This is a genomic window from Exiguobacterium sp. s130 (assembly GCF_018619055.1).
Taxonomy (GTDB): domain Bacteria; phylum Bacillota; class Bacilli; order Exiguobacteriales; family Exiguobacteriaceae; genus Exiguobacterium_A.
In genome coordinates, this window is record NZ_JACSNI010000001.1 from 41,869 (window position 1) to 67,758 (window position 25,890).

Below are 25,890 nucleotides of genomic sequence, written 5' to 3' on the forward strand. Positions count from 1 at the left end.
GTACGTCCATCGTCCGTCACTGTCTTTTAAAAAAGGAGCGAAGTCATGTCAAACGTGAAACTAGCGGTCATCTATTACAGCGCAACCGGAACGAACCATCAACTTGCCTCATGGGCAAAAGAAGCGGGAGAAGCAGCAGGGGCGGAAGTCCGTCTTGCGAAAATCAAGGAGACAGCCCCAGCAGAAGCAATCGCTTCGAACCCATTGTGGCAAAAGCATGCGGAAGCCACACGTGATATCGAAGAAGCGACACCGGGTCTACTCGACTGGGCAGATGCGATTATCTTTAGCGTCCCGACACGTTACGGTCATGTCCCAGGACAATTCCAACAGTTCCTCGACACGACAGGCGGACTGTGGGCACAAGGCAAACTCGTCAATAAAGTCGTCAGTGCGATGTCGTCGGCACAGAATCCGCATGGCGGTCAGGAAGCGACTGTTCTCGCAGTTTATACGACGATGTTCCACTGGGGTGCAATCGTTGCGGCACCGGGTTATTCAGATCCTGTCTTGTTCGCAGCGGGCGGAAATCCATATGGTACATCGGTCACTGTCGACCAAGACGGCAACATGGTTGAATCAGTCGAACCAGCCGTGCGCCATCAAGCGAAACGGACGGTTGAAGTGGCAAGCCGTCTTAACTCATAACATTACCTAATTCAAAAAGCGCCGGAATGCTGATTCGCATTCTGGCGCTTTTTCGTATGCATCATGTGTTTTGTGTCAACGGAAGTTCGACTGTGAACGTCGAGCCTTGTCCTTCGATCGACTCGACATGGATTTCTCCATCATGTCCACGCGCAATCTCGCGACAGATCGAGAGCCCAAGACCAGTACCGCCGATTTGACGGGTGTCCGAATTGTCAACACGATAGAATTTTTGGAACAGGTTACTCATCGCAGAAGCTGGGATCCCGATACCCTCATCTTGAATCGCGACCGTGACACGTGACGCGTGTCGCGTCAGTTGAATATCGATCGTTCCACCAGCTGGTGAGTATTTGATCGCATTGTTGATCAGGTTACTGAATAATTGGCGAATCTTCTTCGCATCTCCTTCAACGATCAGCGGTTCGACGTTTCGGAATATTTGAATCGCGTGGGAAGAAGACGACAAGCTATGCAACTGTTTCAAATCACGAATCATCGCGACGATATCAAACGGCGCCATCTCATATTCTTGTCGGTTTGCTTCCATCCGTTGCAGGTCGAGGAAGTCATTGATCAACAGCGAGAGGCGTTCTGTTTCCGAATGGACCGCTTCGAGATACTTCTTCTGTCGCTTCGGTGGCAGGTCCCGCTGAATCATCAGCTCAGTAAAGCCATAAATCGACGAGAGTGGTGTCCGTAGTTCGTGTGAGATCGTCGAGACGAGTTCATTTTTGATCCGGTCAATCTCGACTTCATTCGTCACGTCACGTAAGACGAGTAGAATCCCGCGGAATTGTCCGCCATAATGGATGCTTTCGGAATACGTCTTGATGAAGCGTCGCTCTTGATCGATCGAGAAGGTGGTTCCTTCACCGATTTCTCGTTTAACGAACGTCTTTTTCAAGTAACGTTCGAATTCCGGCAGTTGGTCCACGCGATGTTTAAGTTGAACGACAGACGGAGTGATGTTCATCAGTCCGTTTTCATCGATGCTTTCATCAATCGGATGATCGAACAGGTCGAGCAATGGTCGGTTGATTAACTGAATGTCGCCGTCGGGCTCGATATACACGATCGATTCACGGATCGAGTTCAACAGTCGCGCTGTTTTTTCCCGTTCGCGTTCAATCTCGTCGAACGTCCGCATCCGTAGGAGTGACAACGCTAGCTGACGCGCGAAGGCAGCGAGTTCTTCCTGCTCGTAACGATCAAACCGATCCTGATTACGGGACAAGAAGATATAGGCGATGATCTCATTTTGACTCGGATCAAGAACCGGTGTGACAGCGCGCGCGACTTCATCTTCGAACTGCGTATGCGGTCGTTTATCTTGTCGCGACTCACGCAATAACGGCTCAATCGTTGGCATCCAATCCTCGACTGTGAGCGGTGTCTGTGGATAAAAGACGATATCGATGACTTTCGTACCATCTTTGAAAATCAAGGCACCTTGCGTCGCATTCGTGATTTCAACCATCTTTTGAATGACGGCAGGATAGGCACTGATGCTATCACGCGACGCTAGTGTCTCCGTCAATTGATTACGTAGCCGTAAATGGGACTCGTTCCGTTGCGTCAGTTTCAACGCATCTTCGAGAGTGACGTTCGTCGACATCAATTGGTGTTTGTTTTCAATCAAGGCTGTCGCCATCTGATGGAACGATTTACTCAATTCACCGATCTCGTCAGCACGGTTCAGCGGAATCAACGGTAACGTATGCTCACCACTTGCAAGGAGCTTGCTCTCCTTGCTAAGAAGATGGATCTGTCGCGTCGTCCGTTCGATGAACGGGCGGACGATCAGCAAGATGACGAGGAACAACACGATCAGGTTGACGAGCCAAATCCACTCAGCGTACTTCGTCTGCATGACAAGCTGTTCTTTTGCACCGAGTTCTTTCGCGCGGAGACTACTCCGGTAGTTCGTGAACGTACTCTCCATCGTGTTGACACTTTTACGCATCGTTTCACTGTTCGAGGCATTCATCTTGAACTTCCGATTCGGGTCCTGAGGTACTTGTGGCATCATCGCTTTTAGACTCGGCATCTGCAGGAAACGCTCGTCAATCGTGCCCGATTGCTTTGCTTGGACGTATTTAATCAAGCTCGGCATGACGAAATTGGTATAAGAATTATAGAGCGATCGGATATCAGACGCATAGATTTGATCCGCCTTGTAGAGACGATTCTTTTCAAACCAAGCCGTCTGTTGTTCGAGTGATGCCTTCTTTTCATCAATCACGTCGAGCACGGCGTCATCTCCGAAGACGATATAGCCCCGCATCTCGTATTGAAGGGACTGCCAATCGTCCCACAGTTTCGTCGCTCGATCTTCACGCATGCTGATCGCATCGAGCTCTTGTTTCGCATCCATGACTTGATGGTTCGTATAAAAATAAGCAGCCAGGGAAGAGATCAATAGTGTAATAAGAATGAGATAAAATGACGACATGATCTGTCGACTGATCTTTTGATTGAACCATTTTCGCATATGGATTATGGATGCTCCTTTGTACATGTGAGTCGAGGGTCGATTAGATGTATTACATTGGAATATTTGTTACCGTAATCGTACATTTTTTAGACGGATAAATATAGTCATAATACTTAAAATATCTTCAAAGTAAGAGATTCACGTTCACAAGAAAATAAAGAACGACAAAAAAGCAGGACGAGAGCCTAGTCTCATCCTGCTTCGATACCTATTAATGATGTTCAACGACAATCTTTCCAATCGTTTTTCCACTTTCGACGAGACGGTGTGCTTCTTTTAGATTGTCGGCGTTCATGCCGATCAATGTCTGCTTGACCGTCGTCTCGAGCGTATGCTCTTCGATCCATGCTGCGACTTGCGTCAGAATCTCATGTTGACGAATCATATCATCTGTCATAAACAGTGGACGGGTGAACATGAATTCCCAGACGAACGTCGCACTCTTTTGTTGGAGCGCACTTAAATCGAGTTTTTGATCAGTCTCGACGATGCTACAGATTTTCCCTTGCGGTGCGATCACATCGACCATCGTCTCGAAATGTTGGTCCGTCGCATTGAGACAGAAGATATAGTCAACGTATTTGTAGCCGAGGGCTTCCAGCTGAGGACGGAATGCGTCGTGGTGATTGATCGTATGATGTGCACCGTGTTCCTTCGCCCAATCAATCGTCTCGTCACGCGACGCCGTTCCGATGACGGTCAGCCCAGCGTGATTCGCGAGTTGTGTCGCGATTGAACCGACACCACCAGCAGCTCCGATGATGAGGATCGTCTTCTCGAGATTCGACTTAGCATCAAACGTCAATCCAAGACGATCGGTCAATGCTTCGTAAGCTGTCAGCGTCGTCAACGGGAGAGCAGCCGCTTCACTGAACGTCAACCGTTCCGGCTTTTTGGCGACGATTCGTTCATCGACGAGTTGGAAGTCGCTGTTTGACCCTGGGCGCTGAATCGCACCGGCGTAATAGACTTCATCACCGACTTGGAAGAGGGAGGCATCATCGCCAACTTCAACGACGACTCCGGCTGCATCATAGCCGATCACTTTCGGAGCGTCTTCATCTTTTCCGTGAGCGCGGACTTTCGTATCGACCGGATTAACGGAGACAGCTTTGATCTCAACTAGTAGATCGTGCCCCGTTGCTTCCGGGCGTGGTAGTTCTAAATCAATCAGACTTTCGTGTTCCGTCAGTGGTAAGTGTCGGTGAAAACCGACAGCGGACATATTCGACATCGACAATCATCCTTTCCAGATATGAATCGTTTCTCTCCATCTGTTCCACGCGCGTTCCGTCTTAAAACCAGTTGCGAAACTTTGAAAACGGATTCCCCTTCTGTCGTCAACGGAAGAACCTTGGATAGCTATGGTAGCATATGAGAGTAGCTATCCATTTTCGAGAAGGAGCGATTTTATATGTATGACGTCATCTCTCTACCGGCAGGACCGACTCAGGTTACCATTGAACGTTTCCTCGTCCATGCGCATCCGCACCCCCGTCCGTATCGACCCGCACGTTTGATTGCCTTACGTCAAAGTGGTGGTGTCATGCATCGACTGTATCGTACGGAGCGGGAAATCGTGCTCTTTCCGCACGAGGCGCTCGCCCCGCAAGTCGAGCGTCTCTCGTGCTCGCAACAGGAGCGTGTTCTAGCGTATATCGAGGAACGGCGCGCGAGCTTCGGTTTTGATGAAGGGGAGGAATACAAATTTTACTTACTCGAAGTGGCATACGAACTCCGTCATCTGCCACGAACGGATCGACCGATTCGCGCACATACGTACTATCAACTGGATGAACTGTTGTCGGGTCGACCGCTCGTCTTGCGAGCAAAACAGACGGAGGAGATGAAATGAAACGTATTCAACAGATTGGAATTCCAGTGAAGGATATTAAGCGTAGTACAGCATTTTATCGGGATGTTTTGCAATTATTGGTCTTATTTGAACTTGAGACGATGGTTTTCTTTCAGTGTGGCGATATTCGATTGATGTTGACTTTACCAGAGACAGAGGCATTCGATCATCCGAGTTCCGTCTTGTATTTTGAAGTCGATTCGCTGCCAGCAGAATATAAGCGGATGCAAAAGCAAGGTGTTGTTTTTCTCGGGGAACCCCACATGATTACGCGTTCCGAGACAGAAGAGACATGGATGGCGTTCTTTAAAGATTCGGAACAGAATACGATGGCGTTGACGGCACAAGTCGCCGTGATCATCTAAACGAAATAGCCTGCTTCTGATCACATGGTTCGTGAAAAGAAGCAGGCTATTTTTAAAGTGCTGGCGTTGGCGTCGGTGTGACACCGGTCTTCGCGTAAGTTTGATCGATTGCAGTCCGAATTTCCTTGACTGAGCTACCTTTTTGATAAGCGACGATCGACTGTGCCGCGATATCGAGACACGTACCACACGTAATGCCGTGCGTCGTCCAGGTCGTTGACGTAGCGTTCTGTTCTTCGATGAAGCAGTCATAGTTGCTCGTATGACCCGCAGATTCACCACAACCGCAATAACATGGCATCTTCTTCAATAAATCGGGATGTTTAGCGACGGAGCGATAGATTGTTTGAATCGATTGATCCTGCTCATCGAGAAAAGCAGGTAACGTGTCTGGTCCCGCGGTCTTCTCGAGTTGATCATCGGCACCGTGACTGGCATGGTCAGCGTGATCTTCGTGATTCGTGTGTTCTGTTTTTGGAGTATCCGTCTGTTCAGCCGTCCCGCATGCAGCGAGCAACAGGCTGAGACTAAGTGGAAGTCCAAAACGATACAGTCGTCTTTGCATAGTCGGCCTCTCTTTCATTGTCTTACCTTCATTATAAGGAAAGTAAAACGATGAAAGCATGACGATTTATTGACGCTTATTTCGTGAGTGCTTGTGTGATCGTCTTGATGTTCGCTTGCATCATACTGTAGTACGTGTCGCCGTCTTTACCCGGTGCTCCGAGCGAGTCGGTGAAAAGTGTGCCAGCGATCGGAACGCCGGTCTCACGAGAGACAGTCTCCATACTCCGCCGGTCGACGCTTGTTTCGACGAATAGGACAGGGATGTCTTGCTCCTTGATCGTATCGACGATCCGGCGAACTTGTGCCGGCGTTCCTTGATTATCCGAGTTGATCTCCCAAATATAATCCGCTTTGACGTCATAGGCAGTTCCGAAGTATTTGAAGGCACCTTCACTCGTGACGAGGTGACGTTCTGCTTTCGGAATGTCGGCAAACTGCTTTTTCGCTTCCTGATCAAGCGTCTGCAGTTGTTTGATGTAAGCCTCGGCATTTTTCTCGTAGTCCGCTTTGTGCTTCGGATCTTCCTTGATCAATGCCTGCTTGACGTTTTCGACGTATTGAATGCCGTTACTCACATCGAGCCACGCGTGCGGATCGGTTTCTGATTCCTTGCCTTTCGTCGTCAGGTACTTTGGTTCGACGCCTTGACTTAAACGATAGACTGGCGCGTCAGACGCATCTTTACTGGTCGTTGCCCGAAGTTTGTCGAACCACGCACCGCCGGCTTCAAGATTCAGACCGTTATAGAAAACGACATCCGCATCCGCCATCGCTTGTACGTCTGCCGGAAGGGGATCATACTCGTGCGGATTTGCCCCGATCTTGACCATGCTGTGAACATCGACGTGTTCACGACCAACTTCGCGGGCGAGATCAGCGAGGATTGAATACGTCGCAACGACCTTCAGCTTTCCGTTATCTTCTGCTGGTGTCGAACAAGCAGCAAGCAAGACTGTGCTGAGGAGGACGAACAGGAAAAATTTTAATTTCATACAGTAGACTCCTTTCGTTTCCGGTGACGCATCAGACCGTGACGTGGTGAAAAGATGAAGACGAGTGCGAACAGCGTCGTCGCGACGAGGACGATCGATGCACCAGAGGATAAATTGTAGGTGAAGCTGAAATACAGTCCGACGATGGCGGACAGCGTACCGAAGCCTGCTGCTAGGAACAGCATCCGCGAGAGACGGTTCGTCAGTAAATACGCTGTCGCAGCTGGTGTGATCAGCATCGCAACGACGAGGATGATGCCGACCGTCTGAAGGGAAGCGACGGTGACGAGTGTCAGCAATGTCATCAATCCATAGTGAATCCAGCGTGTCGATAGTCCATAGGCTTGCGCCATTGTCGGGTCAAAGGAACTGATCAGCAACTCTTTGTAGAACAAGAAGATTCCCCCGAGGACGACCAATCCGATGATGACGGTCATCCACATATCGCTCGGACGGACCGCGAGGACGTTGCCGAACAAAATGTGATAGAGATCGCTACTGCTGCGCAAGAACGAAATCAAGATGATCCCGAGGGCGAAGGCGGACGTGAAGAGGATGCCGATCGCTGTGTCGTTCTTGATGCGACTGTTTTGGCTGACGAAGCCGATTCCAAGTGCCGTCACGAGACCTGTGACGATGGCACCGATCAAGAAGTTGATCCCGAGTAGATAAGAAATCGCGACACCAGGTAAAACGGCGTGCGAGATCGCATCACCCATTAACGACATCCCGCGTAAGATGATGAAACAGCCGATCACACCGCAGATGATGCCGACCATGACGGCGGTGATCATCGCTTTTTGTAAGAAATCATACTGAAATAATGCCTCGATGAACGTCATCCTTGTCCCTCCTTACGTCGTTCGAATAGCGGTAAGCCATACGCTGGTTCGAGCCACTCCGGCGTCAAGATATCAGACGGAGGACCGACAGCGATTAGTCGTTTGTTCAACAGCATCAACGTGTCGAAGTAGTCCTCTGCTTTATGCAGATCATGGTGGACGACGACAATCGTCCGCCCTTCGGCTCGGAGTGTCCGTAAGAGTTCGATGATCATCTGCTCACTGGCGACATCGATACCGACGAACGGTTCGTCCAGTAACAGTAGTTCTGCTTCTTGAGCAAGGGCACGCGCCAGAAAGACCCGTTGTTGTTGTCCGCCTGACAGTTCACCGATTTGCCGTTTGGCATGATCGGCCATATCGACGCGCTCAAGGCAATGTATCGCGAACTGCTTTTGTTCCTTTGATGGACGTCTGAACAGATCGAGCTTCGGATAACACCCCATCAGTACGACATCTTGGACACGCACAGGAAAATCCCAATCGATCGCGCTACGCTGAGGTACATAGGCGACACGAGACCGGACAGCTTCGAGTGGTTGATCGAGTACGCGTAACTGCTCGATCCGAGCGGGAATCAGACCGAGGATGGCTTTTAAGAAAGTGGATTTACCGGCACCATTCGGTCCGATGATACCAATCAGCGAAGCGACCGGAAGACGGACGGATACATCGGCGAGTGCATGTGTATCAAAATAGGAGACCGTGAGACGGTTAACATCAAGGGCGTACATGAATGCTCACTCCTTTGGTTTTGTGGTATAGAGAAGGAAAGTTTCCTTATGGCAAAAAACAGCTTAAAATTTTTTGATCATTCATTACTAGAGAAAGATTCGGTCTACTAATAATGTTTCCTTAAGGCAAACTTTAAAGCCGTGAGAAACAGTTGTCAACTGTTTTTCGATATCGATCGCGAATCAACTCGTGCTAAGATGAAAAGGCAGAATCGTATGGGGGTGAGGAGATTGCGTCAGACAGCAGAACAACAATGGAAGTGGCTATTGCTCGATGCGCTTGCGAAGGAAAAGCGAGAGCAAGCACAGCAAGTCATCGAAGAAGTCTATCCGTATGACATCGCGCAAGTATATGAAGAATTAGGAGAAGACGATCAGGCACGACTCCTCGATTATCTCGATCACGAACGATTGGCAGATGTGCTTGAGGAGCTCGAAGGAGAGCAACGTCTTGCCGTCTTGCGTCGTTTAGACGTCGAGCGCGCCGGGCATGTCCTCGATTTAATGGAAAACGATGATGTCGCGGATTTACTGGAGGAACTGGGACCAGAAGAAACTGACCGTTTGCTTGGTAGCATGCGGACAGACGAGGCACTGATCGTCCGCAATCTCTTGACGTATCCACCGGAGACGGCAGGGCGTTTGATGACGAACCGGTTCATCTGGGTGGGAGAGGATTTCACGGTCGGTGAGACGGTCGAGAAGATGCGTGACTACATCGAATACTCGGAGACGATCAATTACGTGTACGTCGTCAATCAACTCAGTGAACTCGTCGGTGTCATCTCATACCGGGACGTCATCTTAGCTGAAAATACGGAACGAATCAGCGATGTCATGGAGACGAAGGTGATTCGGGTCGCAGCAGAGACCGATCAGGAAGAGGTCGCGCAATTGTTCGAACGCTACGATCTCGTTTCGCTACCGGTCGTCGAAGGCGATGTTCTCGTCGGATTGATTACGGTCGATGATGCACTCGATGTCTTACGGGAAGAAGCGAATGAAGACATCGAGAAACTCTCAGCATCCGGTAAATCAATTGATTTCGAGACGAAGCCGTGGATTGCTGCAACCCGGCGCTTGCCATGGCTCGTCTTGTTACTGTTCATCGGGCTCGTCTCCGGATCGATCATCAGTCAGTTCGAAGAGACGCTTTCAAAAGTTGTCGCGCTTGCCTTTTTCATGCCAATGATTGCTGGGATGACCGGAAATACCGGTACCCAATCGCTCGCGGTCGTCGTCCGTGGATTGATCACGCGTGAAGTCGATAAGCGGGTCGCGACGCGATTAATCCTACGAGAACTTTGGGTTGGTTTGATCATTGGTGTCATTTGTGGCGTCTTGATTGCTATCATTGCGTACGTCTGGCAAGGAAGTGCCGTCTTAGGTCTTGTCGTCGGCAGCTCACTCGTCATCACGCTGATTTTTGGAACACTGGCTGGAACGATCATTCCGCTCATCTTACATCGCTTAAAGATCGACCCGGCGATTGCGTCCGGACCGCTGATCACGACGTTGAACGATATCTTGTCGCTCCTCGTCTACTTCGGGATCGCGACCGCGTTCATCAGTCGCTTGATGTAAAAAAACCGAACCGATTCGCCTTCTCTTCAAGAGAAAGGGAATTGGTTCGGTTTTTTCATGCATTCTCATGCGTCGTGCGAATCCAGACCGCCAGTGGACCGACGTCGTCAAAGCCTGCTTCGAGCGCCGTGATCAGGTGATCACCGTATTCGTATCCGACGAGCGGTTGACCGGGGAAGTGTGCGGAGCACAAGCGTGCGATATCATCCCATAAGCGTTCATCAAGATAGTCGGAACTAACGTACATCAATCCGGTCGTCGTTTGGTTCGAGTAGGCGATGCAACTTGCCTGTTGTGCTTCGCAATAGAAAAAGCGGACGTCCGGATGTTGCCATAACGATTCCGGTAACTCCGGTGTCGCTTGGATTGCTTGGAAGCGAGTAAACTGCGTGGCATCCGTGACGACAGACCAATCGATGGGAAGAGCGCGACGATCGAGTATGGCGGAACGGGTCATCCATTCCGCTGTGAACAGGTGACTGAGACCAGCGCTTGAGAAATCATAGCTCGCCGTACAGTCCTTGATGCTGTACACGTCGGTTGCATTAATTCGCTGATGAGGAAGGCGAACCATCAGTTCCGGATAATAACTTGGAACGTTTCCTTTAGCGAGCCAGGTCGATTCGGTTTCTGTCACCTGGCATCCGACTTGTTCACAAACAAGGCGACACCAATCGAAATTGTTTTGGATGGCAGATTGACGCATGCTTGATTCCCCCTTAATCCTCTTCCGGTTGTTTAATCAAAACGTATGACAAGGTAGCAATTAACGTCAAGAACAACCCGCAGCCGATCGTGATATACGCCATCGTGAAGACCTTACCGAGCGTCGTCGTCGGGATGAATGTCGGATGCCCGACCGTACTCAGTGTCGTGATGCAAAAGTAAAGCGCATCGATGACCGAAAGGTTTTCTTCCGTACTATAGAAGATCGTCCCAGAGACGATTGTCAACAAACAAAGAATCAGTAGTCCGCGGAAGTAAGACAAGTGAAAGGCGCGGCGCAATCCCTTGAATAGGCGTGAAAAAATCGTCAGTACAGATATCATCGAATCTCTCCTTTAAGATCGGTGCGTCAAGTCCATCGTATCATGAATAAGATAATCATTCTTTCCGGCATGTTTGACACCATCTATCACCTGATCAACCTGTAAGTTCAAGCGAAGAGGCATTTTTCTTGGATGGAGGAAGAACATCCTATAAGTAAGTGAACGTGAATAAGCTGAGCAGTTAGTGTTGCGGATGTGATGGATTGCGTAAAAATATATCAATCGACATATAGAACATGATGAAGGTCGGAATCAGATAGACGATCGTAAAAAGAAATAAGGACGGCATACGTTCCGCCCTTCGAGATAATTTTTAGGTAGATAGTCTCAGTATAGTAGGCGAAGATTGCTTAGGCGGATTGAAATTTTTAAAAAAGGAGAATCATTCGAGATTTAATGTCAGTCGTCGTATTTTAGCGACACCTTGGAGTCCTGACGGATCATGATGCGTCTTATGGGCGACGAAATGTTCATCGGCTTCCGTCGTCCGGATTCGTAACGGACGTTCGTCACGGTGGACGACCTCGAAGATCACCTCAGCCAGAGCTTCTGCCGATTGGCGGTCGGTATGTCGCGTTCGGTACGTCTGCAAATAAGCGGTGATGATCGGTTTGAAGTCGTCTTCGTGTAAGCCACCCGTCCGTTCGAGTTGATCGAGAACATTTGCGGTAAAGTTCGTCTCGACGGCGGCCGGTTCAATCAGGGTGACGTCGATGTTGAAGTACGGTTTATAGTAGGTCGCAAGACTTTCGAACAGCCCTTCAATCGCAAACTTACTGGCACAATACAATTCATTCATCGGTTGACCGACGAGACCACTGACGCTTGAAGTAGCGATCAAGTGACTACCTTCCGGTGCTTGTTTGAGTAAGGGGAGGCAGGCTTCAATCGTTCGGATGACACCGAAGACGTTCGTTTCGAAGAGTTGCTTGATTTCATAACTTGTCGCTTGACCGAGTGCGCGCAGTAAACCGTGACCGGCGTTGCAGAGTACAACGTCCAGGTGATCGACCTCTTGTTCGATTTGCCGGATGGCTGCCTTCACGCTTGTTTCATCTGTGACATCGAGCGACAAGAAGGTGAGCGTCGGTAACGACACAGTCATCTCACCCGGACTCCGAACACCAGCGTAGACAGACCAGCCGGCTTCCGCAAACCGCTGCGCCGTCGCCAGACCGATACCGGAAGAAGCGCCCGTGATCAATATCGTTTGCATATCAATTCCTCCGTTCTGAAAGTAGTTGTCTTCTATTATTTACCCGAATTATCGTCGAATTATTTGCATTAAAATTGCATGTATTAATGAAAAAACTTAATATAAAGAAAAAAGGAGGTAGGAATCGATGGGGCAAATCGAACGGCTGCAACAGATGCGGGAATGGATCAAGACGAGTCCTGAAATTTCGCTAGATCAACTGATGCAGGAGTATCAGATTTCACGAGATACCGCACGTCGTGACGTCATCGTCCTCGAACAAGAAGGGGAGATCATTCGCGTTAAGAATGGATTAGTCCGTGCTGGTGGAACGCTTGCATATGAACAGCGGACAGAGAAACCGGAAAAACGGCGGATCGGACAGCGCGCGGCGCGTCACATCCAAGCGAATGATCGCTTATTGCTCGACGCTGCAACGACGGTATCTGAGATGGCACGGGCACTTCCGCCTTATCCACTACACGTCATCACGAACTCCCTTGACATTGCAGACTATGTCGGAGCTCGCACGGATATTGAGCTGTACGTTACGGGAGGACGTTTTGACCGGCATGCACGGAGCTTGAGTGGAATCAAGACGGCAGACGACATCCTGAATTATCAAGTCGATTGTGTTTTTCTTGGAGCATGTGGGTTGACAGAAGAAGGACTTTTTGCGGAACAACTCGAAGAAGCGGTCGTAAAGAAAGCGATGATTCGAAGTGCGACTCGTGTCATCGTCCTCGCAGACCATACGAAGTTCAATAAACGCTTTTTGCATAAGGTCTGCGACTGGGGACAAATCGATATGCTCGTCACCGATCAAGTACCAGACGCAACGTGGCAAGAACGACTAGATCATTATCATGTCGATCTCGAAGTGACAGAGGAGGAAACAACATGAACTCGATTCAAACGACGCTCGTCGGATTTGGTTTTTCAGCGGTGACGTTTCACGTTCCGTTCTTACAGGCATTACCGGCATTTGAAGTGACGCAAGTCGTCTCGAGTCGACCGGAGCAGGTGGCACAACATTTCAGTGAGGCGACAGTCGTCGCGACACTCGCTGAAGCTTTGCAAGATGAGAGTACGGAACTTGTCGTCATCACGACACCAACGGCACTGCATTTCGAAATGGCAAAACAAGCGATCGAAGCAAAAAAGCACGTCTTACTCGAAAAGCCGGCCGTCGTGACGATCGAAGAAGCACTGGCGCTGCAAACGTTAGCAAAACAACACGGGGTTCAAATCGCCGTCTATCAAAACCGTCGCTTTGACGGGGACTTCCTGACACTTGAACAATTGATGGAGATGAACGAAATTGGGGACTGGCAAGTCATTGAGTCACGCTTTGATCGCTATCGCCCGGTTGTTCGGGAGCGCTGGCGGGAACAAGCGGGTGATGGTGCCGGCATCCTGTTTGATCTCGGCTCACACTTACTCGATCAAGCACTTGCCTTGTTTGGAGAACCGGATGCTCTGACGGGCGATGTTTACCTGCAACGTGACGGTGCTGTTGTCGATGACGGTTTCCATGTCACGCTACATTACGGTACGCGGCGTGTCATTCTTCGCTCGGCATCCTTCATCCAAGGACCGACACCGCGTTTTGAGTTCCATGCGACACGCGGCAGTTATATCAAATACGGAATGGATCCACAAGAAGGACGGCTTGCGAAAGGTCATGCTGTCGATGGACAGCTCGGCGAAGATGAAGTAGACTCCTATGGCTATCTCCAGATCGCCGATCAGCCAGTTGAGCGCCTCGCGACACTTCCAGGCAGTTATGCGACGTTTTACGAACAGTTGGCGGAAGGACTTCGCGGTGGACGGGTACCTGTCGATTTACGCGACGCTGAAAAAACAATGCGCTTGATTGAAGCAGTGCGCATCAGCAGTGATGAAGGGCGACTCCTCTTACGAAAGGAATGGGATGCATGGAAGAATTGAAAGTGCTGCTTGCGGAAGAGGAAGAACTCGTCCTGACGTCACTGACGAATACGGAAGCGATCGGGATGGGACATGAGTTGATCGGACGGGCGATGAAGAAAAACTTGTCGATTGCCGTTGAAATCAAACGGAATGGGCAGCGTTTATATTACGCGGCGCTCGATGGTACGGCACCGGATCAAGAAGAGTGGATTCGCCGGAAATCGAACGTCGTCTTGCGACATGGCTATAGCTCGCTGTACATGCGTCGGTATAATGAGAGCAAACATCGCTCGTATCATACGATGTATGCTGTTTCTCCAGCCGATTATGTCGATGCCGGTGGGTCGTTCCCGATCCGGATCGAAGGAGTCGGTGTCGTTGGTACGATCACCGTTTCCGGTCTATCGCAGGAAGCAGACCATCGTCTTGCGACGGAAGCGTTGCGCTTACTTAAGAGACAACAGCTGGAGCAATAAGGTATTTATAAAACACAAGTGTTGATTCTCGTGCAAGACTTCGCTTTCCACGGGCGGAAGGCGAGCCTCCTCGCCGCATTCGCGCCTACGGGGTCTCACCCATTCCGCTTTTCCCGCAGGAGTCTTCGTCTTGCACGTTCATCAACGGATCGTTCGACACGAAAAAACCGAAATGCTGAAGTGAATATACTTCAGCATTTCGGTTTTTTATGTTCTATTTTGATAGATCATGAGAAACAGCAGGACTCACGTTGTTCACGCGACTCCTACAGGAAAAAGCGCAAGATCTTGCGCTGTCAGAGACAAACAAGACCCGTGTCGGCTGTCTGTGACAGTCGAGACTGGCTTGTGTCTCGCCTGAGGAAAGCGCGTGAACAAATCGTGAGGGCAATCGTCATGATGCCATCGAATCAGATGAAGCCGACACGTCTTTGCGTGTGTTCCCGCGATAGACGAAGTAAAGCGCAGCAAGCATCGCAAGCAAACCAAGCAGACGTTTTCCGTCGAGCGGGACGACGACGCCACCGAACGCACCGATGTGGTCGATGACCATACCTGCTGCGAGTTGACCGATGACGGTCGCGATACTAGCTGCCGTGACACCAATCTGCGGAACGGCAAGAATCGTCAGGAATAGATAACTGACGCCGAACAGGACAGCACTTAGTTGCCAACGAGGTGCTTCAAGCAAAAGCAAGACGTTTCCTTGTCCGAAGAAGAGGATGGCTAAAGCGAGAATCAGCATCCCCGTGAAGAAGGTCAGAAACGTACTTTCAAGGGCACCAGCCTTTTGACTGAAGGCACCGTTGATGGACGACTGTGCGCTCAGCATGACGCCACCGAGTAATGTAAAACCAAGTAATAAAATATTCACGAGCGAACCTCCTTAAAAGATAAGAAATAGGGCGACGAGCATCAGAGCAGAAGCCATTAGCTTGTCGCGATTGATCGGACGTTTCGGACTACCAAGCCAACCGTTATGTTCGATGACCATACTAGCGACCATTTGACCGAGAATGACACTGATCATGGCGAGACCGACACCGACGAGCGGGATGCTGATGATCAGGATCGTCAAGTAGATGCTACCGAGTAGACCACCGAGCAAGGTCCATTTCGGTGCGCGGAATGTATAGCCGAGTGAACCCCTTCCGAAGAAGAGGACGATCAATCCGATGATGATCGTACCGGCGAAGAAATTATAAAAGCTACTTTCGAGTTTTCCGACGAAGTTCCCGAGCTCACCATAGATTGCTCCTTCGACACTTAAAGCGATACCCGCAAGTAACGCGAGTGCGTAATACACGATTTTCAACAGAATTCATCCTTTCACGAATCTAAATATCGAGAAATGTCGATATGTAAGGCGAGGAGAACGGATCAAAGTTCTCCTTTGAGGTACGCTGCAAGCTCCTGGATTTTTTCTTCATTTCGCCGGTAATACGTCCATTTGCCGTGACGTTCGGATTCGAGCAATCCGACTTTTTGCAACATCGTAAGATATTGGGAGACGGTCGATTGAGATAAGTTCGCCTTCTCTTGGATATCTCCGACGCAAATGCCTCCCTTGTCCGACAAATTCGTCGCGAGATGGGCCGTCGGCTTATTGAAATGAGTCTCGGGATCCTTGAGCCAGCGTAAGATATCAAGACGTACCTCGTTCGATAATGCCTTGAATAGATCCACTTGATTTGTCATACGCTTAAACTAATCGATGATTCTCGATATGTCAATTCAAGACACTTATGGTTGAACGAATGCATGCTTGAGAAGGCGATGTGTCACTTTAGTTGCTGTATACGGCTCAAAACCGAATCGTTCATAAAAGGTACTGGCATCGTCCGTATAGAGCCAGAGCTCGGAATACGTCAAAAGTGCTTCCGGGATGATTTTCTCAAGTAGTTGCGTACCAACACCGTGGTGTCGTATTTCTGGTAAGACATAGACATGACGAATCCGACCGACGTCGTTCGTGCCGGTTTGTTTCATATACCCCCCGCACGCGATGACGTGTCCGGAAAGAGATAAAGCGACGAACAATGCCTCACCATCCTCTTGGAACGTTTCATTTCGCCGTTCGCGTAGCATCCGTTCGATGAAGGGATAGCCTTCCTGTGTACTCTTTGATAAGATTGGTAACCAGTTGAAGGCATCAAAATCGTTGACCCGTTCGATTGTCATCTCCATCTGTCATTCCTCCTTCTTCTCTCTTGGATATTCCTTTTTCGGGAGCGGGAAAAACACGAATCGAGAATCAATTCGAGCTTTTTTTTAATAGAGACTGGATTTTTAAAAGCTGTTTTGCGTATAATGAGAAGTAATGGATTGAACGCAAATGAAAGGAAGTGGCCGTCACAATGAGCCTCAGCCGTTTAAGTAAAGAAGAGATTACTGATCTTTCGCTGATCGAATTCGTCAATGAAATGTTGCAAGAAGCTGGCGAACAGCCAATCACGTTCGATGACATCACGTCAGAAATCGAAAAGTACCATACGTTTACAGATGAAGAAGACAAGTTCGAGAAACTTGCTCAACTCTATACAGACATGAACATCGACGGAAACTTCGTCAACGTCGGAGCGAACCGTTGGTCACTCCGCGCTTGGTATCCGTTTGATAAGTCGGATGAGGATCTCGTCATCGAAGCGCGTCAACGTGGAGAACTCGATGAGTTTGAAGAAGAGTTCAACTATGATGCAGAAGAAGATGAGTTCGAGACGATCGAAGACGATCTCGATACATTCGCGAAGACAGCGGACTATGATTCAGCTGACGACAGCGAAGACGATGATACGTTCAAAAAAGTCGCAGCCATCGATGATCTCGATGACGATCTCGACGAAGAAGACTTAGAAGACTTCGAAGAAGAAGAGGAAGTCTAAGCACGATCAACTACAACTGTACAGCTGCTATTTCCCTATAGAAATGGCAGTTTTTTCGTTGACGGCTGACGAACGAGCGCGAAATTTTTTCTCTGAAAAATTAGGCTTGACGAAGTTTTCCGAATGACGTAAGTTAGTCATGGGCTTCTTTAAGCAACGTGCTTATTTCAGCAAAAGTGTCTCCTAATTATGGGGGCACTTTTGCTTTTTTGTTTTTACCACCTCTGTTTTGTTGAGATGTGAATTAGAGAAGGGAGCAATATTTAACATGACAAAGTATATTTTCGTAACAGGTGGCGTCGTATCGTCACTCGGTAAAGGGATCACCGCTGCATCGCTCGCTCGTCTCTTGAAAAACCGTGGTCTTAACGTCACGATCCAAAAATTTGACCCATACATCAACATCGACCCGGGTACAATGAGCCCTTACCAACACGGGGAAGTTTTCGTCACAGATGATGGCGCAGAGACGGACCTTGACCTTGGTCACTACGAGCGCTTCATCGACATCAACTTGAGCCAGAACGCGAACGTCACGTCTGGACGTATCTATTCGACGATCCTCAAGAAGGAACGCCGTGGCGACTACAACGGTGGAACGGTTCAAGTCATTCCGCACATCACGAACGAAATCAAAGACCGTGTCTTCCGTGCTGGAAAAGAAACGGGCGCAGACGTCGTCATCACGGAGATTGGTGGAACAGTAGGGGATATTGAGTCGCTTCCGTTCATCGAAGCTATTCGCCAAGTGAAAAACGATATCGGAAAAGAAAACGTCATGTACGTCCACTGTACGCTTGTTCCGTATCTTGCAGCAGCAGGTGAGCTCAAGACGAAACCGACACAACACAGTGTCAAAGAACTCCGTAGCTATGGTATCCAGCCAGACATCATCGTCTTACGTGCAGAGCACCCAGTCCCACAAGAGATGAAAGATAAAATCGCTCTCTTCTGTGACACACGTCCGGAAGCAGTCATCGAAGCACAAGATGCATCGACGCTCTACGAAGTACCGCTCAACTTGCAACGTCAAGGCATGGACCAACTCGTCTGTGACTACTTCAAGTTCGACACACCAGTTGCTGACATGACGGCTTGGAAACAACTCGTCCACACAGTGACGCACCTCGAGAAGACGACGAAGATTGCACTCGTCGGGAAATACGTCGAATTGCGTGATGCGTACATCTCAGTTGCAGAAGCACTGAAACACGCTGGATTCGCCTTCAACAGTGATATCGAAATCGACTGGATCAACGCAGAAGACGTGACGCGCGAAAACGTCAACGAATTGCTCGGTTCAGCAGACGGAATCCTCGTTCCGGGTGGATTTGGAGAACGCGGAATCGAAGGGAAAATCGAAGCGACACGTTTTGCACGTGAAAACAACGTACCGTTCTTCGGTATCTGTCTCGGTATGCAACTCGCGACAGTTGAATTCGCACGTAACGTCCTCAATCTTGAAGGCGCACACTCAGCGGAAATCGACCCAGCGACACCATACCCGATCATTGACTTGTTGCCGGAACAAAAAGACATCGAGGATCTCGGTGGTACACTCCGTCTCGGACTTTACCCATGTAAACTCGAAGATGGAACGAAAGCACGTGCCGCGTATTCAAGCGAGCTCGTCTACGAACGTCACCGTCACCGTTATGAGTTCGGTAACGAATTCCGTGAGCAGTTCGAAGCAAACGGCATGGTCTTCTCAGGTACGAGCCCAGACGGTCGTCTCGTTGAGATCATCGAGATTCCAGAACACAAATGGTTCGTCGCGTGTCAGTTCCACCCAGAATTGATCTCACGTCCAGAACGTCCACAAGCACTCTTCCATGACTTCATCCAAGCTTCACTTGGTGAATGAAAGGAAAGATAATCAAAGACGCGGTAACCTTCAGCATCATTGAAGGTCACCGCGTCTTTTTTTGATTGATTAAATTAAGAACTACATATTATAGAAGAAAAACGTCAATTCCACTCTTCTGTCATCTCTTGTAGTTGCGTCAAGATATGTGTCAAGAGGAACGCGCAAAGGGCAAGACTCGGCAGTCCGTGACGTGAACCGTCCTCTGCCGGAAGCAATCCTTTATTAAACTTCAATGCGAGCGGTGCAATCGAACGCTCGAGCGTTTCTGTCACGTCACTGAGTGTGACGATCGCATAAGGCGTATGCCATGCGTCATAGCGGGCAAGAGAAGCGAGAAGGTCGGAGCGTTCCGTATCTGGCGTAAAGATTAAGACGCGATCGACAGCGTGCAGTGTCTTTCGATCCTTGATTTTCGTAACCCGTTTCATCTGATCCGGACCTTCTGAGAGCATTGGATAGAGTCCTTCACATTCACCGTAAGCGTCGACATAGACCGTACCTTCCCCGACGAGCGCCTGTGCGAGCAGACGGACGACATCGAATAGTTCGTCTTCCTGTTTTGCGAGTGTTTGCAATTTTCCGTTGAATTGTGTAGCTAAGATTTTCATCAATTTTCTTCATCCTTTCTATGTTTCTCTCAAGGACAGTATAAAGTAAGTTTTGCTTTAGTGTAGAATGGAAATAACTAGAGGGGGAGTGGCAGAGATGAAAGGCAGATTGTTGATCGTCGAGGATGAGCCGGGAATCCGGAATTTGCTTGCACAGTTGTTCCGGGCAGAAGGGTATGAAACGGACGTCGCCGTCGATGGAGAGGAAGCGATCGTCTACTTACAAGGAGCGGCATATGATTTGCTGTTGATGGATGTCAACATGCCGGGGCGGACCGGGATCGAGGTTTTACGTCATCAGGACCGGATCGGACGACGTGTCCGGACGATTTTAATGACGGCACTCGGTGAAAAAGAAGCGATGGAAGAAGCGAAACGATTAGGGGTCGTCGCCTTCTTCGGGAAGCCATTTGACATCTTCGAATTAAAAAAAGAAGTGACTGTGCAAATTTCTCACGATGTAAGCGGTTAATCCTTCACGTCGCCGTCACAAACCAAAAAACCAAGCGAAATGCTGTACGTTCCGATGAATCAGTATGTTATAATCAGTCTGAAATTGCACGAGTTCGTGTAAGCAGCGATCAAAACAGAGGAGGATGTCATTATGCCATTAGTATCTATGACAGACATGTTAAACAAAGCTCTCGAAGGTAAGTATGCAGTAGGTCAATTCAACATCAACAACCTCGAGTGGACACAAGCGATTCTCGGTGCGGCTCAAGAAGAGCAGTCACCAGTTATCCTTGGAGTATCTGAAGGTGCAGCACGCCACATGGGCGGATTCTACACTGTCGTGAAAATGGTTGAAGGTCTCGTACACGACATGAAAATAACAGTTCCAGTCGCAATCCACCTCGACCACGGTTCGAGCGTTGAAAAATGTAAAGAAGCGATCGACGCTGGATTTACATCTGTCATGATCGATGATTCGCACAGCCCGATCGACACAAACATCGAAACAACAAAAGCAGTCGTTGAATACGCTCACGCTAAAGGCGTTTCAGTAGAAGCGGAAGTTGGTACAGTTGGTGGACAAGAAGACGACGTCATCGGTGATGTCATGTACGCGAAACTTGACGAGTGTGTACGCATCGTCAAAGAAACAGGAATCGACACGCTTGCGCCTGCACTCGGTTCTGTTCACGGACCATACAAAGGTGAACCAAACCTCGGATTCAAAGAGATGGAAGAAATCCGTGACGCTACAAACCTCCCACTCGTTCTTCACGGTGGAACTGGAATTCCGACACACGATATCGAAAAAGCGATCTCACTCGGAACTTCAAAAATCAACGTTAACACAGAGAACCAAATCTCATTCGCGAAAGTCGTTCGTGAAGTGTTAGCTGAGAAACCAGAAGCATATGACCCACGCGTATTCATCGCACCAGGTCGTGAAGCAATCAAACAAACTGTCATCGGTAAGATGCGTGAGTTCGGTTCAAGCAACAAAGCTTAATCGACTCCTCTTTAAAGTGCGGTAGACTTCGGTCTACCGTGCTTTTTTCATATCATATGAACGTGTATTCGATGGAAAATAGTAGGACTTCTCGTGAAAAAAACCTATAATAGAGTCGTAAGCGATTTCAAGGGATGAAAGGGGAACGAGAAAGATGAGATTTTTCATTGACACAGCAAACGTAGAGGACATCAAGAAAGCACATAAAATGGGGATTTTAGATGGTGTCACGACGAATCCATCGCTCGTCGCTAAGGAGGGCGTCGATTTCCATACAAGACTTCGTGAAATCTGTGAAATCGTCGGAGATGTCTCTGTCAGCGCTGAAGTCATCGCGCTTGATGCAGAAGGAATGATTCGCGAAGGGAAGGAACTTGCCCAGATCGCACCGAACATTACGGTTAAGGTTCCGATGACTCCGGCCGGACTCGAAGCGGTCGCAGCACTTTCAAAAGAGAAGATCACGACGAACGTCACATTGATCTTCAATCCGAACCAAGCATTACTCGCAGCCCGTGCTGGTGCGACATACGTATCACCATTCCTCGGTCGTCTAGATGACATCGGTCAAGATGGAATGGGGCTCGTCGAGACGATTGCTCAAATTTTCGTCGTACATGATATTCCGACACAAATCATTGCGGCATCGGTCCGGAATCCGGTTCACGTGACGAATGCTGCTCTTGCGGGCGCAGACATCGCGACGATTCCATTCTCGGTCATCGAGTCACTCACACACCACCCACTCACGACGCAAGGAATTGAAAAGTTCCTCGCGGACTGGGAAAAAACGCAGCAATAATCGTAGCGAAGAGAAAGGTTGATGGAACGTGGACATTTTGCATATCGTAGGGCAACAACGCCTAGAAGGAACCGTATCAATCAGTGGTTCGAAGCAAAGCGCCATTCCGTGTCTTGCTGCAGCTCTACTGACGGATCAGACGGTCGTTCTAGAAGGCGTGCCAGAAATTGGCGACGTCGCGACAATGATCGAGATTTTAGAGACGCTCGGCACGGTCGTGACACGTCAAGGCGATATGGTGACGATTGATCCAAGTCGGGTTGAATCGATGCCGTTAACTGGTGCGGAGACGCGCAAGTTACGCGGATCGATCTACCTCATGAGCGTTCTGGCGGCCAGATTCAAACAAGGAGTCGTCGGTCTGCCGGGGGGTTATGACATCGGACCACGACCGATTGATTTACACATCAAAGCACTGGAGCGTCTCGGTGTTTCCGTACGTAACGAGCAGGGCGTCCATTACATGCGCGTCGACCGTCTCGTCGGAAACCGAATCTATCTCGATCTTCCGTCATTCGGAGCGACGATCAGTGCTTTACTCGTCGCTGTCTTCGCTGAAGGAACGACTGTCATCGAAAACGCTGCCTATGATCCAGAAGTCATCGACGTCAGTACGATGCTGACGAACATGGGAGCAAATGTCAAAGGGGCAGGAACGGATGAGATTCGAATCAAAGGTGTCTCACGCCTGAGTGGTTGCCGGCATACCTTGATTCCAGACCGGATGGAAGCAGGAACGTTTTTGACGATGGGCGCGGCACTTGGGCGCGTCACCGTCGATAACGTCATTCCGCTCCATCTCGAGAGCGTTATCCAAAAACTCGAGCGGTATGGTGCGTTGATCGAAGTAACAGATGATTCCGTCACGGCGACATTTCATGAGGCGAAGCCGGTCGATATTCGTGTCTTCCACTACGGTGGATTCCCAAGCGATCTACAACCTGTCATCTCGGCAGCGTTGTTGCAAGCGAAAGGAGCGAGTATCGTTGTCGATAAGTTGTACCCGCAACGTTTCCGACATGTACAGGAGTTGCGGCGCTTAAACGCCCGAATCACGCATGAAGACGCTTCGATCATCATTCGTGGTGGCGAATCCTTACTCGGTACGGAAATCGAGGCACCAGATCCACGCGGTGGCGCAGCACTTGTCTTGGCGGGACTTCTCGCTTCAGGGGAGACGACATTGCACCACGCGGAAGTGCTTGACCAGAGTTACGAACGATTTGATCAGAAGTTGAAGGAACTAGGCGCCCTCGTATGGCGTGAAACGATTTGACCGATTTGTAACAAGGGAGAGGGGACATACACATGGAGAGAAGTCTATCAATGGAACTTGTACGCGTCACGGAGGCGGCAGCACTTGCCTCTGCACGCTGGATGGGAAAAGGATTGAAGAATGAAGCGGATGATGCGGCAACAAGCGCGATGCGTGATGTCTTCGATACGATTCCGATGAAAGGAACCGTCGTCATCGGGGAAGGCGAGATGGATGAAGCACCGATGCTTTACATTGGAGAAAAGCTAGGAAATGGGTATGGACCACGACTTGACGTCGCTGTCGATCCGCTCGAAGGAACGAATATCGTCGCAAAAGGAACATGGGGCGCACTTGCTGTCCTCGCTGTTGCAGATGCGGGAGATTTACTCCATGCACCGGACATGTACATGGATAAGATTGCAGTTGGTCCGGAAGCAGCAGGACACATCAGTCTGGATGCGACGATTGAAGAAAACATCGCAGCAGTCGCAAAAGCGAAGAACAAGGAAATCGAAGACGTCGTCGTCTCGATCCTTGATCGCGAACGTCATGAAGAAATCATTCAACGGATTCGGGCAACAGGGGCACGGATTCGCTTGATTGGTGACGGTGACGTTGCTGGTGCGATCAATACGGCGTTCCCGCATACAGGGATTGATATCTTGCTTGGTTCAGGTGGCGCACCGGAAGGCGTTCTTGCTGCCGTTGCCTTAAAGTGTCTCGGTGGAGAGCTCCAAGGGCGCTTGTTACCAGCAGACGATGCCGAGATTGAACGTTGTAAGAAGATGGGCATCGAAGATCCATCGAAGATTCTCATGATGGACGATCTCGTCGCAGGAGACGACTGTATCTTTGCTGCGACAGGGGTCACGGACAGTGAGTTGATGAAAGGTGTCCAGTTCACGGCACAAGGCGGTCAGACACACTCTGTCGTCATGCGTGCGAAATCAGGAACGGTTCGTTTCGTTGAAGGCATTCACTCGTTTAAGAAAAAACCGAAGCTTGTCATTAAGTAAAAGAGAAGGACTCATACGTGAGGACTTGATCGATAAAAAAGAGTTGGTGTTTCGGATAATTTCCGAAACACCAACTCTTTTTGCTATGTTTCTAGGAATCAAGACGTTCATCCTCAACTCCTAGAGGAAAAGGAAACGTGCTAACGTTTTCCGCTTCGTTAAATCGTATGGGAAGATTGCAGTGCCTCCAAATCGCTCGACATGAAATTTCGTTTTGAAGAGCATTGTCTCACGTTTGACGAGCAGGACGTGATTTCATTATCGTACAGATAAGCGAATTCACGACTAAGACCTCTTGAAGCACCTGTGATGAAGACATGCATCCTATTTCCTTCTTATGAATTGAATAAGATGAAAAAAAGCGATTGAGCCAATGCTCAACCGCTTTGAGATGATGAATTAAAGGTAAGATCCTGCGCCGACAAGGCGTGAACCCCAGTACCCTGATTTGAAGCTTGAGTATTTAACGCCACCTGTTTCTGAGTTAACCATGCTTGACTTGCTTGTTGCGATCCCGACGTGTTGAATGCCGCTACCGTGTGAGAAGAAGACAAGATCTCCTGGTTGTACGCTTGAAACGCGGACTTTCTTAGAAGAAGAATATTGTGAAGAAGACGTACGTGGCAATGTTTTACCAGCCGCTTTCTTGTAAACGTAGCTTGTGAAACCAGAGCAGTCGAATCCACGAGTCGTTGTTCCGCCCCATACGTATGGTGTACCTTTATGTTTTGCTGCTTCGTTCAGGATTTTCGTCCGTTTAGAAGATGTGCTTGTTGATTTTTTAGCGCTTGAAGATGATTTGTATGTCTTTGTGTATTGTGAGAAGACATAACGTGTTTTACCGCCGTATGAGATTTTTGTCCAGCTGCCTGATTTGCCTTTGTATGTAAAGACTTGACCAGCGTTGACTTTCCCGACGATGCTTGCTTTCGTAGAAGGAGCTGTCCGAACACGAAGACCGTTGTCCGTGATCTTGACTTTCGTGACTGTTGCTGCTTCAACTTTACCTGTACCCACTGATGTAAAACCTGAAACCACTAAGGCTGCTGTCGCGATCGATGCTAGAAAACGTTTCATGTTAAGAATTCCTCCGTTTTAATGTAGTGTGTTGCGTCCGTAAGTTATATGATGAAATCATTAAGTGTGTAATTAAGCAGTGAACCTTACAACTGTGTAAGAATTTTGTCTGCAGGAATATCTTAGCATGTGCGCCCTTAAAAACGTTTTTTCAGTTAGAAGACAAAATAGATGCTTTTGTAACA

29 protein-coding genes are annotated in these 25,890 nt (G+C 49.1%); 14 read left to right on the forward strand and 15 right to left on the reverse strand.

All coding sequences use genetic code 11. The features are described 5' to 3' along the window. Window positions 1–45: 45 nt before the first annotated feature. Window positions 46–648 (forward strand): NAD(P)H:quinone oxidoreductase, encoded by a 603-nt coding sequence (gene wrbA, locus HZS85_RS00240; protein WP_214852049.1) that lies wholly within the window; start codon window positions 46–48, stop codon window positions 646–648. 61 nt (window positions 649–709) lie between these two features. On the opposite strand, the gene HZS85_RS00245 is transcribed toward wrbA, so the two are convergent. Both HZS85_RS00245 and HZS85_RS00250 read right to left on the reverse strand, forming a co-directional pair. Then, window positions 710–3,142 carry a HAMP domain-containing sensor histidine kinase gene (locus HZS85_RS00245; protein WP_214852054.1) on the reverse strand — a complete coding sequence of 811 codons (2,433 nt, stop codon included), beginning with the start codon at window positions 3,140–3,142 and terminating at the stop codon, window positions 710–712. Between the two features lie 214 nt (window positions 3,143–3,356). Continuing rightward, entirely contained in the window at window positions 3,357–4,370 is a 1,014-nt protein-coding gene (locus tag HZS85_RS00250) for a zinc-binding alcohol dehydrogenase family protein (protein ID WP_214853173.1), read from the reverse strand. Window positions 4,371–4,559: 189 nt separating this feature from the next. Here HZS85_RS00250 and HZS85_RS00255 point away from each other — a divergent pair, with 189 nt between their 5' ends. After that, window positions 4,560–5,000 carry a hypothetical protein gene (locus HZS85_RS00255; protein WP_214852056.1) on the forward strand — a complete coding sequence of 147 codons (441 nt, stop codon included), beginning with the start codon at window positions 4,560–4,562 and terminating at the stop codon, window positions 4,998–5,000. After that, window positions 4,997–5,365 carry a VOC family protein gene (locus tag HZS85_RS00260; RefSeq protein WP_214852057.1) on the forward strand — a complete coding sequence of 123 codons (369 nt, stop codon included), beginning with the start codon at window positions 4,997–4,999 and terminating at the stop codon, window positions 5,363–5,365. The genes HZS85_RS00255 and HZS85_RS00260 overlap by 4 nt, the downstream gene beginning before the upstream one ends. Before the next feature lie 52 nt (window positions 5,366–5,417). Here HZS85_RS00260 and HZS85_RS00265 read toward each other — a convergent pair whose 3' ends face one another. The 4 genes from HZS85_RS00265 to HZS85_RS00280 form a co-directional block, all read right to left on the reverse strand. Beyond that, window positions 5,418–5,930 (reverse strand): PCYCGC domain-containing protein, encoded by a 513-nt coding sequence (locus tag HZS85_RS00265; RefSeq protein WP_214852058.1) that lies wholly within the window; start codon window positions 5,928–5,930, stop codon window positions 5,418–5,420. A 76-nt stretch (window positions 5,931–6,006) separates the two neighbouring features. Continuing rightward, entirely contained in the window at window positions 6,007–6,924 is a 918-nt protein-coding gene (locus HZS85_RS00270; protein WP_214852059.1) for a metal ABC transporter substrate-binding protein, read from the reverse strand. Beyond that, window positions 6,921–7,766: a metal ABC transporter permease gene (locus tag HZS85_RS00275; protein WP_214852060.1), complete on the reverse strand. Its 846-nt coding sequence runs from the start codon at window positions 7,764–7,766 to the stop codon at window positions 6,921–6,923. Before HZS85_RS00275 ends, HZS85_RS00270 begins: the two co-directional genes overlap by 4 nt. Beyond that, window positions 7,763–8,500, reverse strand: a complete 738-nt coding sequence (locus HZS85_RS00280; RefSeq protein WP_214852061.1) for a metal ABC transporter ATP-binding protein — start codon at window positions 8,498–8,500, stop codon at window positions 7,763–7,765. The genes HZS85_RS00275 and HZS85_RS00280 overlap by 4 nt, the downstream gene beginning before the upstream one ends. A 231-nt stretch (window positions 8,501–8,731) precedes the next feature. On the opposite strand from HZS85_RS00280, the gene mgtE reads away from it, so the two are divergent. Continuing rightward, on the forward strand, window positions 8,732–10,084 hold the full coding sequence (gene mgtE / locus HZS85_RS00285) for a magnesium transporter (protein WP_035410763.1): 1,353 nt from the start codon (window positions 8,732–8,734) through the stop codon (window positions 10,082–10,084). A 55-nt stretch (window positions 10,085–10,139) separates the two neighbouring features. Here mgtE and HZS85_RS00290 read toward each other — a convergent pair whose 3' ends face one another. The 3 genes from HZS85_RS00290 to HZS85_RS00300 all read right to left on the reverse strand — a co-directional run bounded on the left by HZS85_RS00290 (window position 10,140) and on the right by HZS85_RS00300 (window position 12,349). After that, the gene (locus HZS85_RS00290; protein ID WP_214852063.1) at window positions 10,140–10,790 is read right to left on the reverse strand and encodes a hypothetical protein; all 651 of its coding nucleotides are present in this window, start codon (window positions 10,788–10,790) and stop codon (window positions 10,140–10,142) included. A 13-nt stretch (window positions 10,791–10,803) separates the two neighbouring features. Continuing rightward, window positions 10,804–11,133: a potassium channel family protein gene (locus HZS85_RS00295; RefSeq protein WP_214852064.1), complete on the reverse strand. Its 330-nt coding sequence runs from the start codon at window positions 11,131–11,133 to the stop codon at window positions 10,804–10,806. A gap of 382 nt (window positions 11,134–11,515) precedes the next feature. Continuing rightward, on the reverse strand, window positions 11,516–12,349 hold the full coding sequence (locus tag HZS85_RS00300) for an SDR family oxidoreductase (protein WP_214852065.1): 834 nt from the start codon (window positions 12,347–12,349) through the stop codon (window positions 11,516–11,518). 127 nt (window positions 12,350–12,476) lie between these two features. Here HZS85_RS00300 and HZS85_RS00305 point away from each other — a divergent pair, with 127 nt between their 5' ends. From HZS85_RS00305 to HZS85_RS00315, 3 genes are read left to right on the forward strand one after another with little or no spacing between them, the layout of a single operon-like run. Continuing rightward, complete coding sequence (locus tag HZS85_RS00305) at window positions 12,477–13,232, forward strand: DeoR/GlpR family DNA-binding transcription regulator (RefSeq protein WP_214852066.1); 756 nt, start codon at window positions 12,477–12,479, stop codon at window positions 13,230–13,232. Continuing rightward, window positions 13,229–14,278, forward strand: coding sequence for a Gfo/Idh/MocA family oxidoreductase (locus HZS85_RS00310; RefSeq protein WP_214852067.1), 1,050 nt, complete (start codon window positions 13,229–13,231; stop codon window positions 14,276–14,278). Before HZS85_RS00305 ends, HZS85_RS00310 begins: the two co-directional genes overlap by 4 nt. Further along, window positions 14,266–14,736, forward strand: a complete 471-nt coding sequence (locus HZS85_RS00315) for a heme-degrading domain-containing protein (protein ID WP_035410746.1) — start codon at window positions 14,266–14,268, stop codon at window positions 14,734–14,736. The genes HZS85_RS00310 and HZS85_RS00315 overlap by 13 nt, the downstream gene beginning before the upstream one ends. A 394-nt stretch (window positions 14,737–15,130) precedes the next feature. Here the strand turns inward: HZS85_RS00315 and HZS85_RS00320 are convergent, their stop codons facing one another. From HZS85_RS00320 to HZS85_RS00335, 4 genes are all read right to left on the reverse strand, one after another. Beyond that, window positions 15,131–15,610: a DMT family transporter gene (locus tag HZS85_RS00320; RefSeq protein ID WP_035395771.1), complete on the reverse strand. Its 480-nt coding sequence runs from the start codon at window positions 15,608–15,610 to the stop codon at window positions 15,131–15,133. Window positions 15,611–15,622: 12 nt separating this feature from the next. Continuing rightward, window positions 15,623–16,051 (reverse strand): DMT family transporter, encoded by a 429-nt coding sequence (locus HZS85_RS00325; protein ID WP_035410744.1) that lies wholly within the window; start codon window positions 16,049–16,051, stop codon window positions 15,623–15,625. Between the two features lie 65 nt (window positions 16,052–16,116). Then, on the reverse strand, window positions 16,117–16,434 hold the full coding sequence (locus HZS85_RS00330) for an ArsR/SmtB family transcription factor (RefSeq protein ID WP_035410742.1): 318 nt from the start codon (window positions 16,432–16,434) through the stop codon (window positions 16,117–16,119). Between the two features lie 45 nt (window positions 16,435–16,479). Continuing rightward, complete coding sequence (locus HZS85_RS00335) at window positions 16,480–16,923, reverse strand: GNAT family N-acetyltransferase (RefSeq protein ID WP_056064132.1); 444 nt, start codon at window positions 16,921–16,923, stop codon at window positions 16,480–16,482. 170 nt (window positions 16,924–17,093) lie between these two features. On the opposite strand from HZS85_RS00335, the gene rpoE reads away from it, so the two are divergent. After that, window positions 17,094–17,618, forward strand: a complete 525-nt coding sequence (gene rpoE, locus HZS85_RS00340; RefSeq protein ID WP_023469562.1) for a DNA-directed RNA polymerase subunit delta — start codon at window positions 17,094–17,096, stop codon at window positions 17,616–17,618. 268 nt (window positions 17,619–17,886) lie between these two features. After that, entirely contained in the window at window positions 17,887–19,482 is a 1,596-nt protein-coding gene (locus tag HZS85_RS00345; protein WP_047394418.1) for a CTP synthase, read from the forward strand. 104 nt (window positions 19,483–19,586) lie between these two features. On the opposite strand, the gene HZS85_RS00350 is transcribed toward HZS85_RS00345, so the two are convergent. Next, window positions 19,587–20,093, reverse strand: coding sequence for a DUF2529 family protein (locus HZS85_RS00350; protein WP_251137775.1), 507 nt, complete (start codon window positions 20,091–20,093; stop codon window positions 19,587–19,589). A gap of 97 nt (window positions 20,094–20,190) precedes the next feature. Here HZS85_RS00350 and HZS85_RS00355 point away from each other — a divergent pair, with 97 nt between their 5' ends. The 5 genes from HZS85_RS00355 to glpX all read left to right on the forward strand — a co-directional run bounded on the left by HZS85_RS00355 (window position 20,191) and on the right by glpX (window position 24,628). Then, entirely contained in the window at window positions 20,191–20,565 is a 375-nt protein-coding gene (locus HZS85_RS00355) for a response regulator (protein WP_214852070.1), read from the forward strand. A gap of 132 nt (window positions 20,566–20,697) precedes the next feature. Further along, entirely contained in the window at window positions 20,698–21,552 is an 855-nt protein-coding gene (gene fba / locus HZS85_RS00360; RefSeq protein WP_058704156.1) for a class II fructose-1,6-bisphosphate aldolase, read from the forward strand. Window positions 21,553–21,706: 154 nt separating this feature from the next. Further along, on the forward strand, window positions 21,707–22,354 hold the full coding sequence (fsa, locus tag HZS85_RS00365) for a fructose-6-phosphate aldolase (protein WP_023469552.1): 648 nt from the start codon (window positions 21,707–21,709) through the stop codon (window positions 22,352–22,354). 28 nt (window positions 22,355–22,382) lie between these two features. Further along, on the forward strand, window positions 22,383–23,630 hold the full coding sequence (gene murA / locus HZS85_RS00370) for a UDP-N-acetylglucosamine 1-carboxyvinyltransferase (RefSeq protein WP_214852073.1): 1,248 nt from the start codon (window positions 22,383–22,385) through the stop codon (window positions 23,628–23,630). 32 nt (window positions 23,631–23,662) lie between these two features. After that, complete coding sequence (glpX, locus tag HZS85_RS00375) at window positions 23,663–24,628, forward strand: class II fructose-bisphosphatase (protein WP_035410722.1); 966 nt, start codon at window positions 23,663–23,665, stop codon at window positions 24,626–24,628. 399 nt (window positions 24,629–25,027) lie between these two features. Here glpX and HZS85_RS00380 read toward each other — a convergent pair whose 3' ends face one another. Beyond that, complete coding sequence (locus HZS85_RS00380) at window positions 25,028–25,705, reverse strand: C40 family peptidase (RefSeq protein WP_214728403.1); 678 nt, start codon at window positions 25,703–25,705, stop codon at window positions 25,028–25,030. Window positions 25,706–25,890 lie beyond the last annotated feature (185 nt).

Bases quoted from the DNA above. Each gene is read 5' to 3' on its own strand.
- HZS85_RS00255 (WP_214852056.1), top strand. From the start codon at position 4,560: ATGTATGACGTCATCTCTCTACCGGCAGGACCGACTCAGGTTACCATT.
- rpoE (WP_023469562.1), top strand. From the start codon at position 17,094: ATGAGCCTCAGCCGTTTAAGTAAAGAAGAGATTACTGATCTTTCGCTG.
- HZS85_RS00265 (WP_214852058.1), bottom strand. From the start codon at position 5,930: ATGCAAAGACGACTGTATCGTTTTGGACTTCCACTTAGTCTCAGCCTG.
- HZS85_RS00305 (WP_214852066.1), top strand. From the start codon at position 12,477: ATGGGGCAAATCGAACGGCTGCAACAGATGCGGGAATGGATCAAGACG.
- HZS85_RS00330 (WP_035410742.1), bottom strand. From the start codon at position 16,434: ATGACAAATCAAGTGGATCTATTCAAGGCATTATCGAACGAGGTACGT.
- glpX (WP_035410722.1), top strand. From the start codon at position 23,663: ATGGAGAGAAGTCTATCAATGGAACTTGTACGCGTCACGGAGGCGGCA.
- HZS85_RS00300 (WP_214852065.1), bottom strand. From the start codon at position 12,349: ATGCAAACGATATTGATCACGGGCGCTTCTTCCGGTATCGGTCTGGCG.
- HZS85_RS00280 (WP_214852061.1), bottom strand. From the start codon at position 8,500: ATGTACGCCCTTGATGTTAACCGTCTCACGGTCTCCTATTTTGATACA.
- HZS85_RS00350 (WP_251137775.1), bottom strand. From the start codon at position 20,093: ATGAAAATCTTAGCTACACAATTCAACGGAAAATTGCAAACACTCGCA.
- fba (WP_058704156.1), top strand. From the start codon at position 20,698: ATGCCATTAGTATCTATGACAGACATGTTAAACAAAGCTCTCGAAGGT.
- HZS85_RS00250 (WP_214853173.1), bottom strand. From the start codon at position 4,370: ATGTCCGCTGTCGGTTTTCACCGACACTTACCACTGACGGAACACGAA.
- HZS85_RS00270 (WP_214852059.1), bottom strand. From the start codon at position 6,924: ATGAAATTAAAATTTTTCCTGTTCGTCCTCCTCAGCACAGTCTTGCTT.
- wrbA (WP_214852049.1), top strand. From the start codon at position 46: ATGTCAAACGTGAAACTAGCGGTCATCTATTACAGCGCAACCGGAACG.
- HZS85_RS00335 (WP_056064132.1), bottom strand. From the start codon at position 16,923: ATGGAGATGACAATCGAACGGGTCAACGATTTTGATGCCTTCAACTGG.
- HZS85_RS00275 (WP_214852060.1), bottom strand. From the start codon at position 7,766: ATGACGTTCATCGAGGCATTATTTCAGTATGATTTCTTACAAAAAGCG.
- HZS85_RS00345 (WP_047394418.1), top strand. From the start codon at position 17,887: ATGACAAAGTATATTTTCGTAACAGGTGGCGTCGTATCGTCACTCGGT.
- HZS85_RS00315 (WP_035410746.1), top strand. From the start codon at position 14,266: ATGGAAGAATTGAAAGTGCTGCTTGCGGAAGAGGAAGAACTCGTCCTG.
- HZS85_RS00380 (WP_214728403.1), bottom strand. From the start codon at position 25,705: ATGAAACGTTTTCTAGCATCGATCGCGACAGCAGCCTTAGTGGTTTCA.
- HZS85_RS00310 (WP_214852067.1), top strand. From the start codon at position 13,229: ATGAACTCGATTCAAACGACGCTCGTCGGATTTGGTTTTTCAGCGGTG.
- HZS85_RS00295 (WP_214852064.1), bottom strand. From the start codon at position 11,133: ATGATATCTGTACTGACGATTTTTTCACGCCTATTCAAGGGATTGCGC.
- HZS85_RS00245 (WP_214852054.1), bottom strand. From the start codon at position 3,142: ATGCGAAAATGGTTCAATCAAAAGATCAGTCGACAGATCATGTCGTCA.
- HZS85_RS00355 (WP_214852070.1), top strand. From the start codon at position 20,191: ATGAAAGGCAGATTGTTGATCGTCGAGGATGAGCCGGGAATCCGGAAT.
- fsa (WP_023469552.1), top strand. From the start codon at position 21,707: ATGAGATTTTTCATTGACACAGCAAACGTAGAGGACATCAAGAAAGCA.
- HZS85_RS00290 (WP_214852063.1), bottom strand. From the start codon at position 10,790: ATGCGTCAATCTGCCATCCAAAACAATTTCGATTGGTGTCGCCTTGTT.
- HZS85_RS00260 (WP_214852057.1), top strand. From the start codon at position 4,997: ATGAAACGTATTCAACAGATTGGAATTCCAGTGAAGGATATTAAGCGT.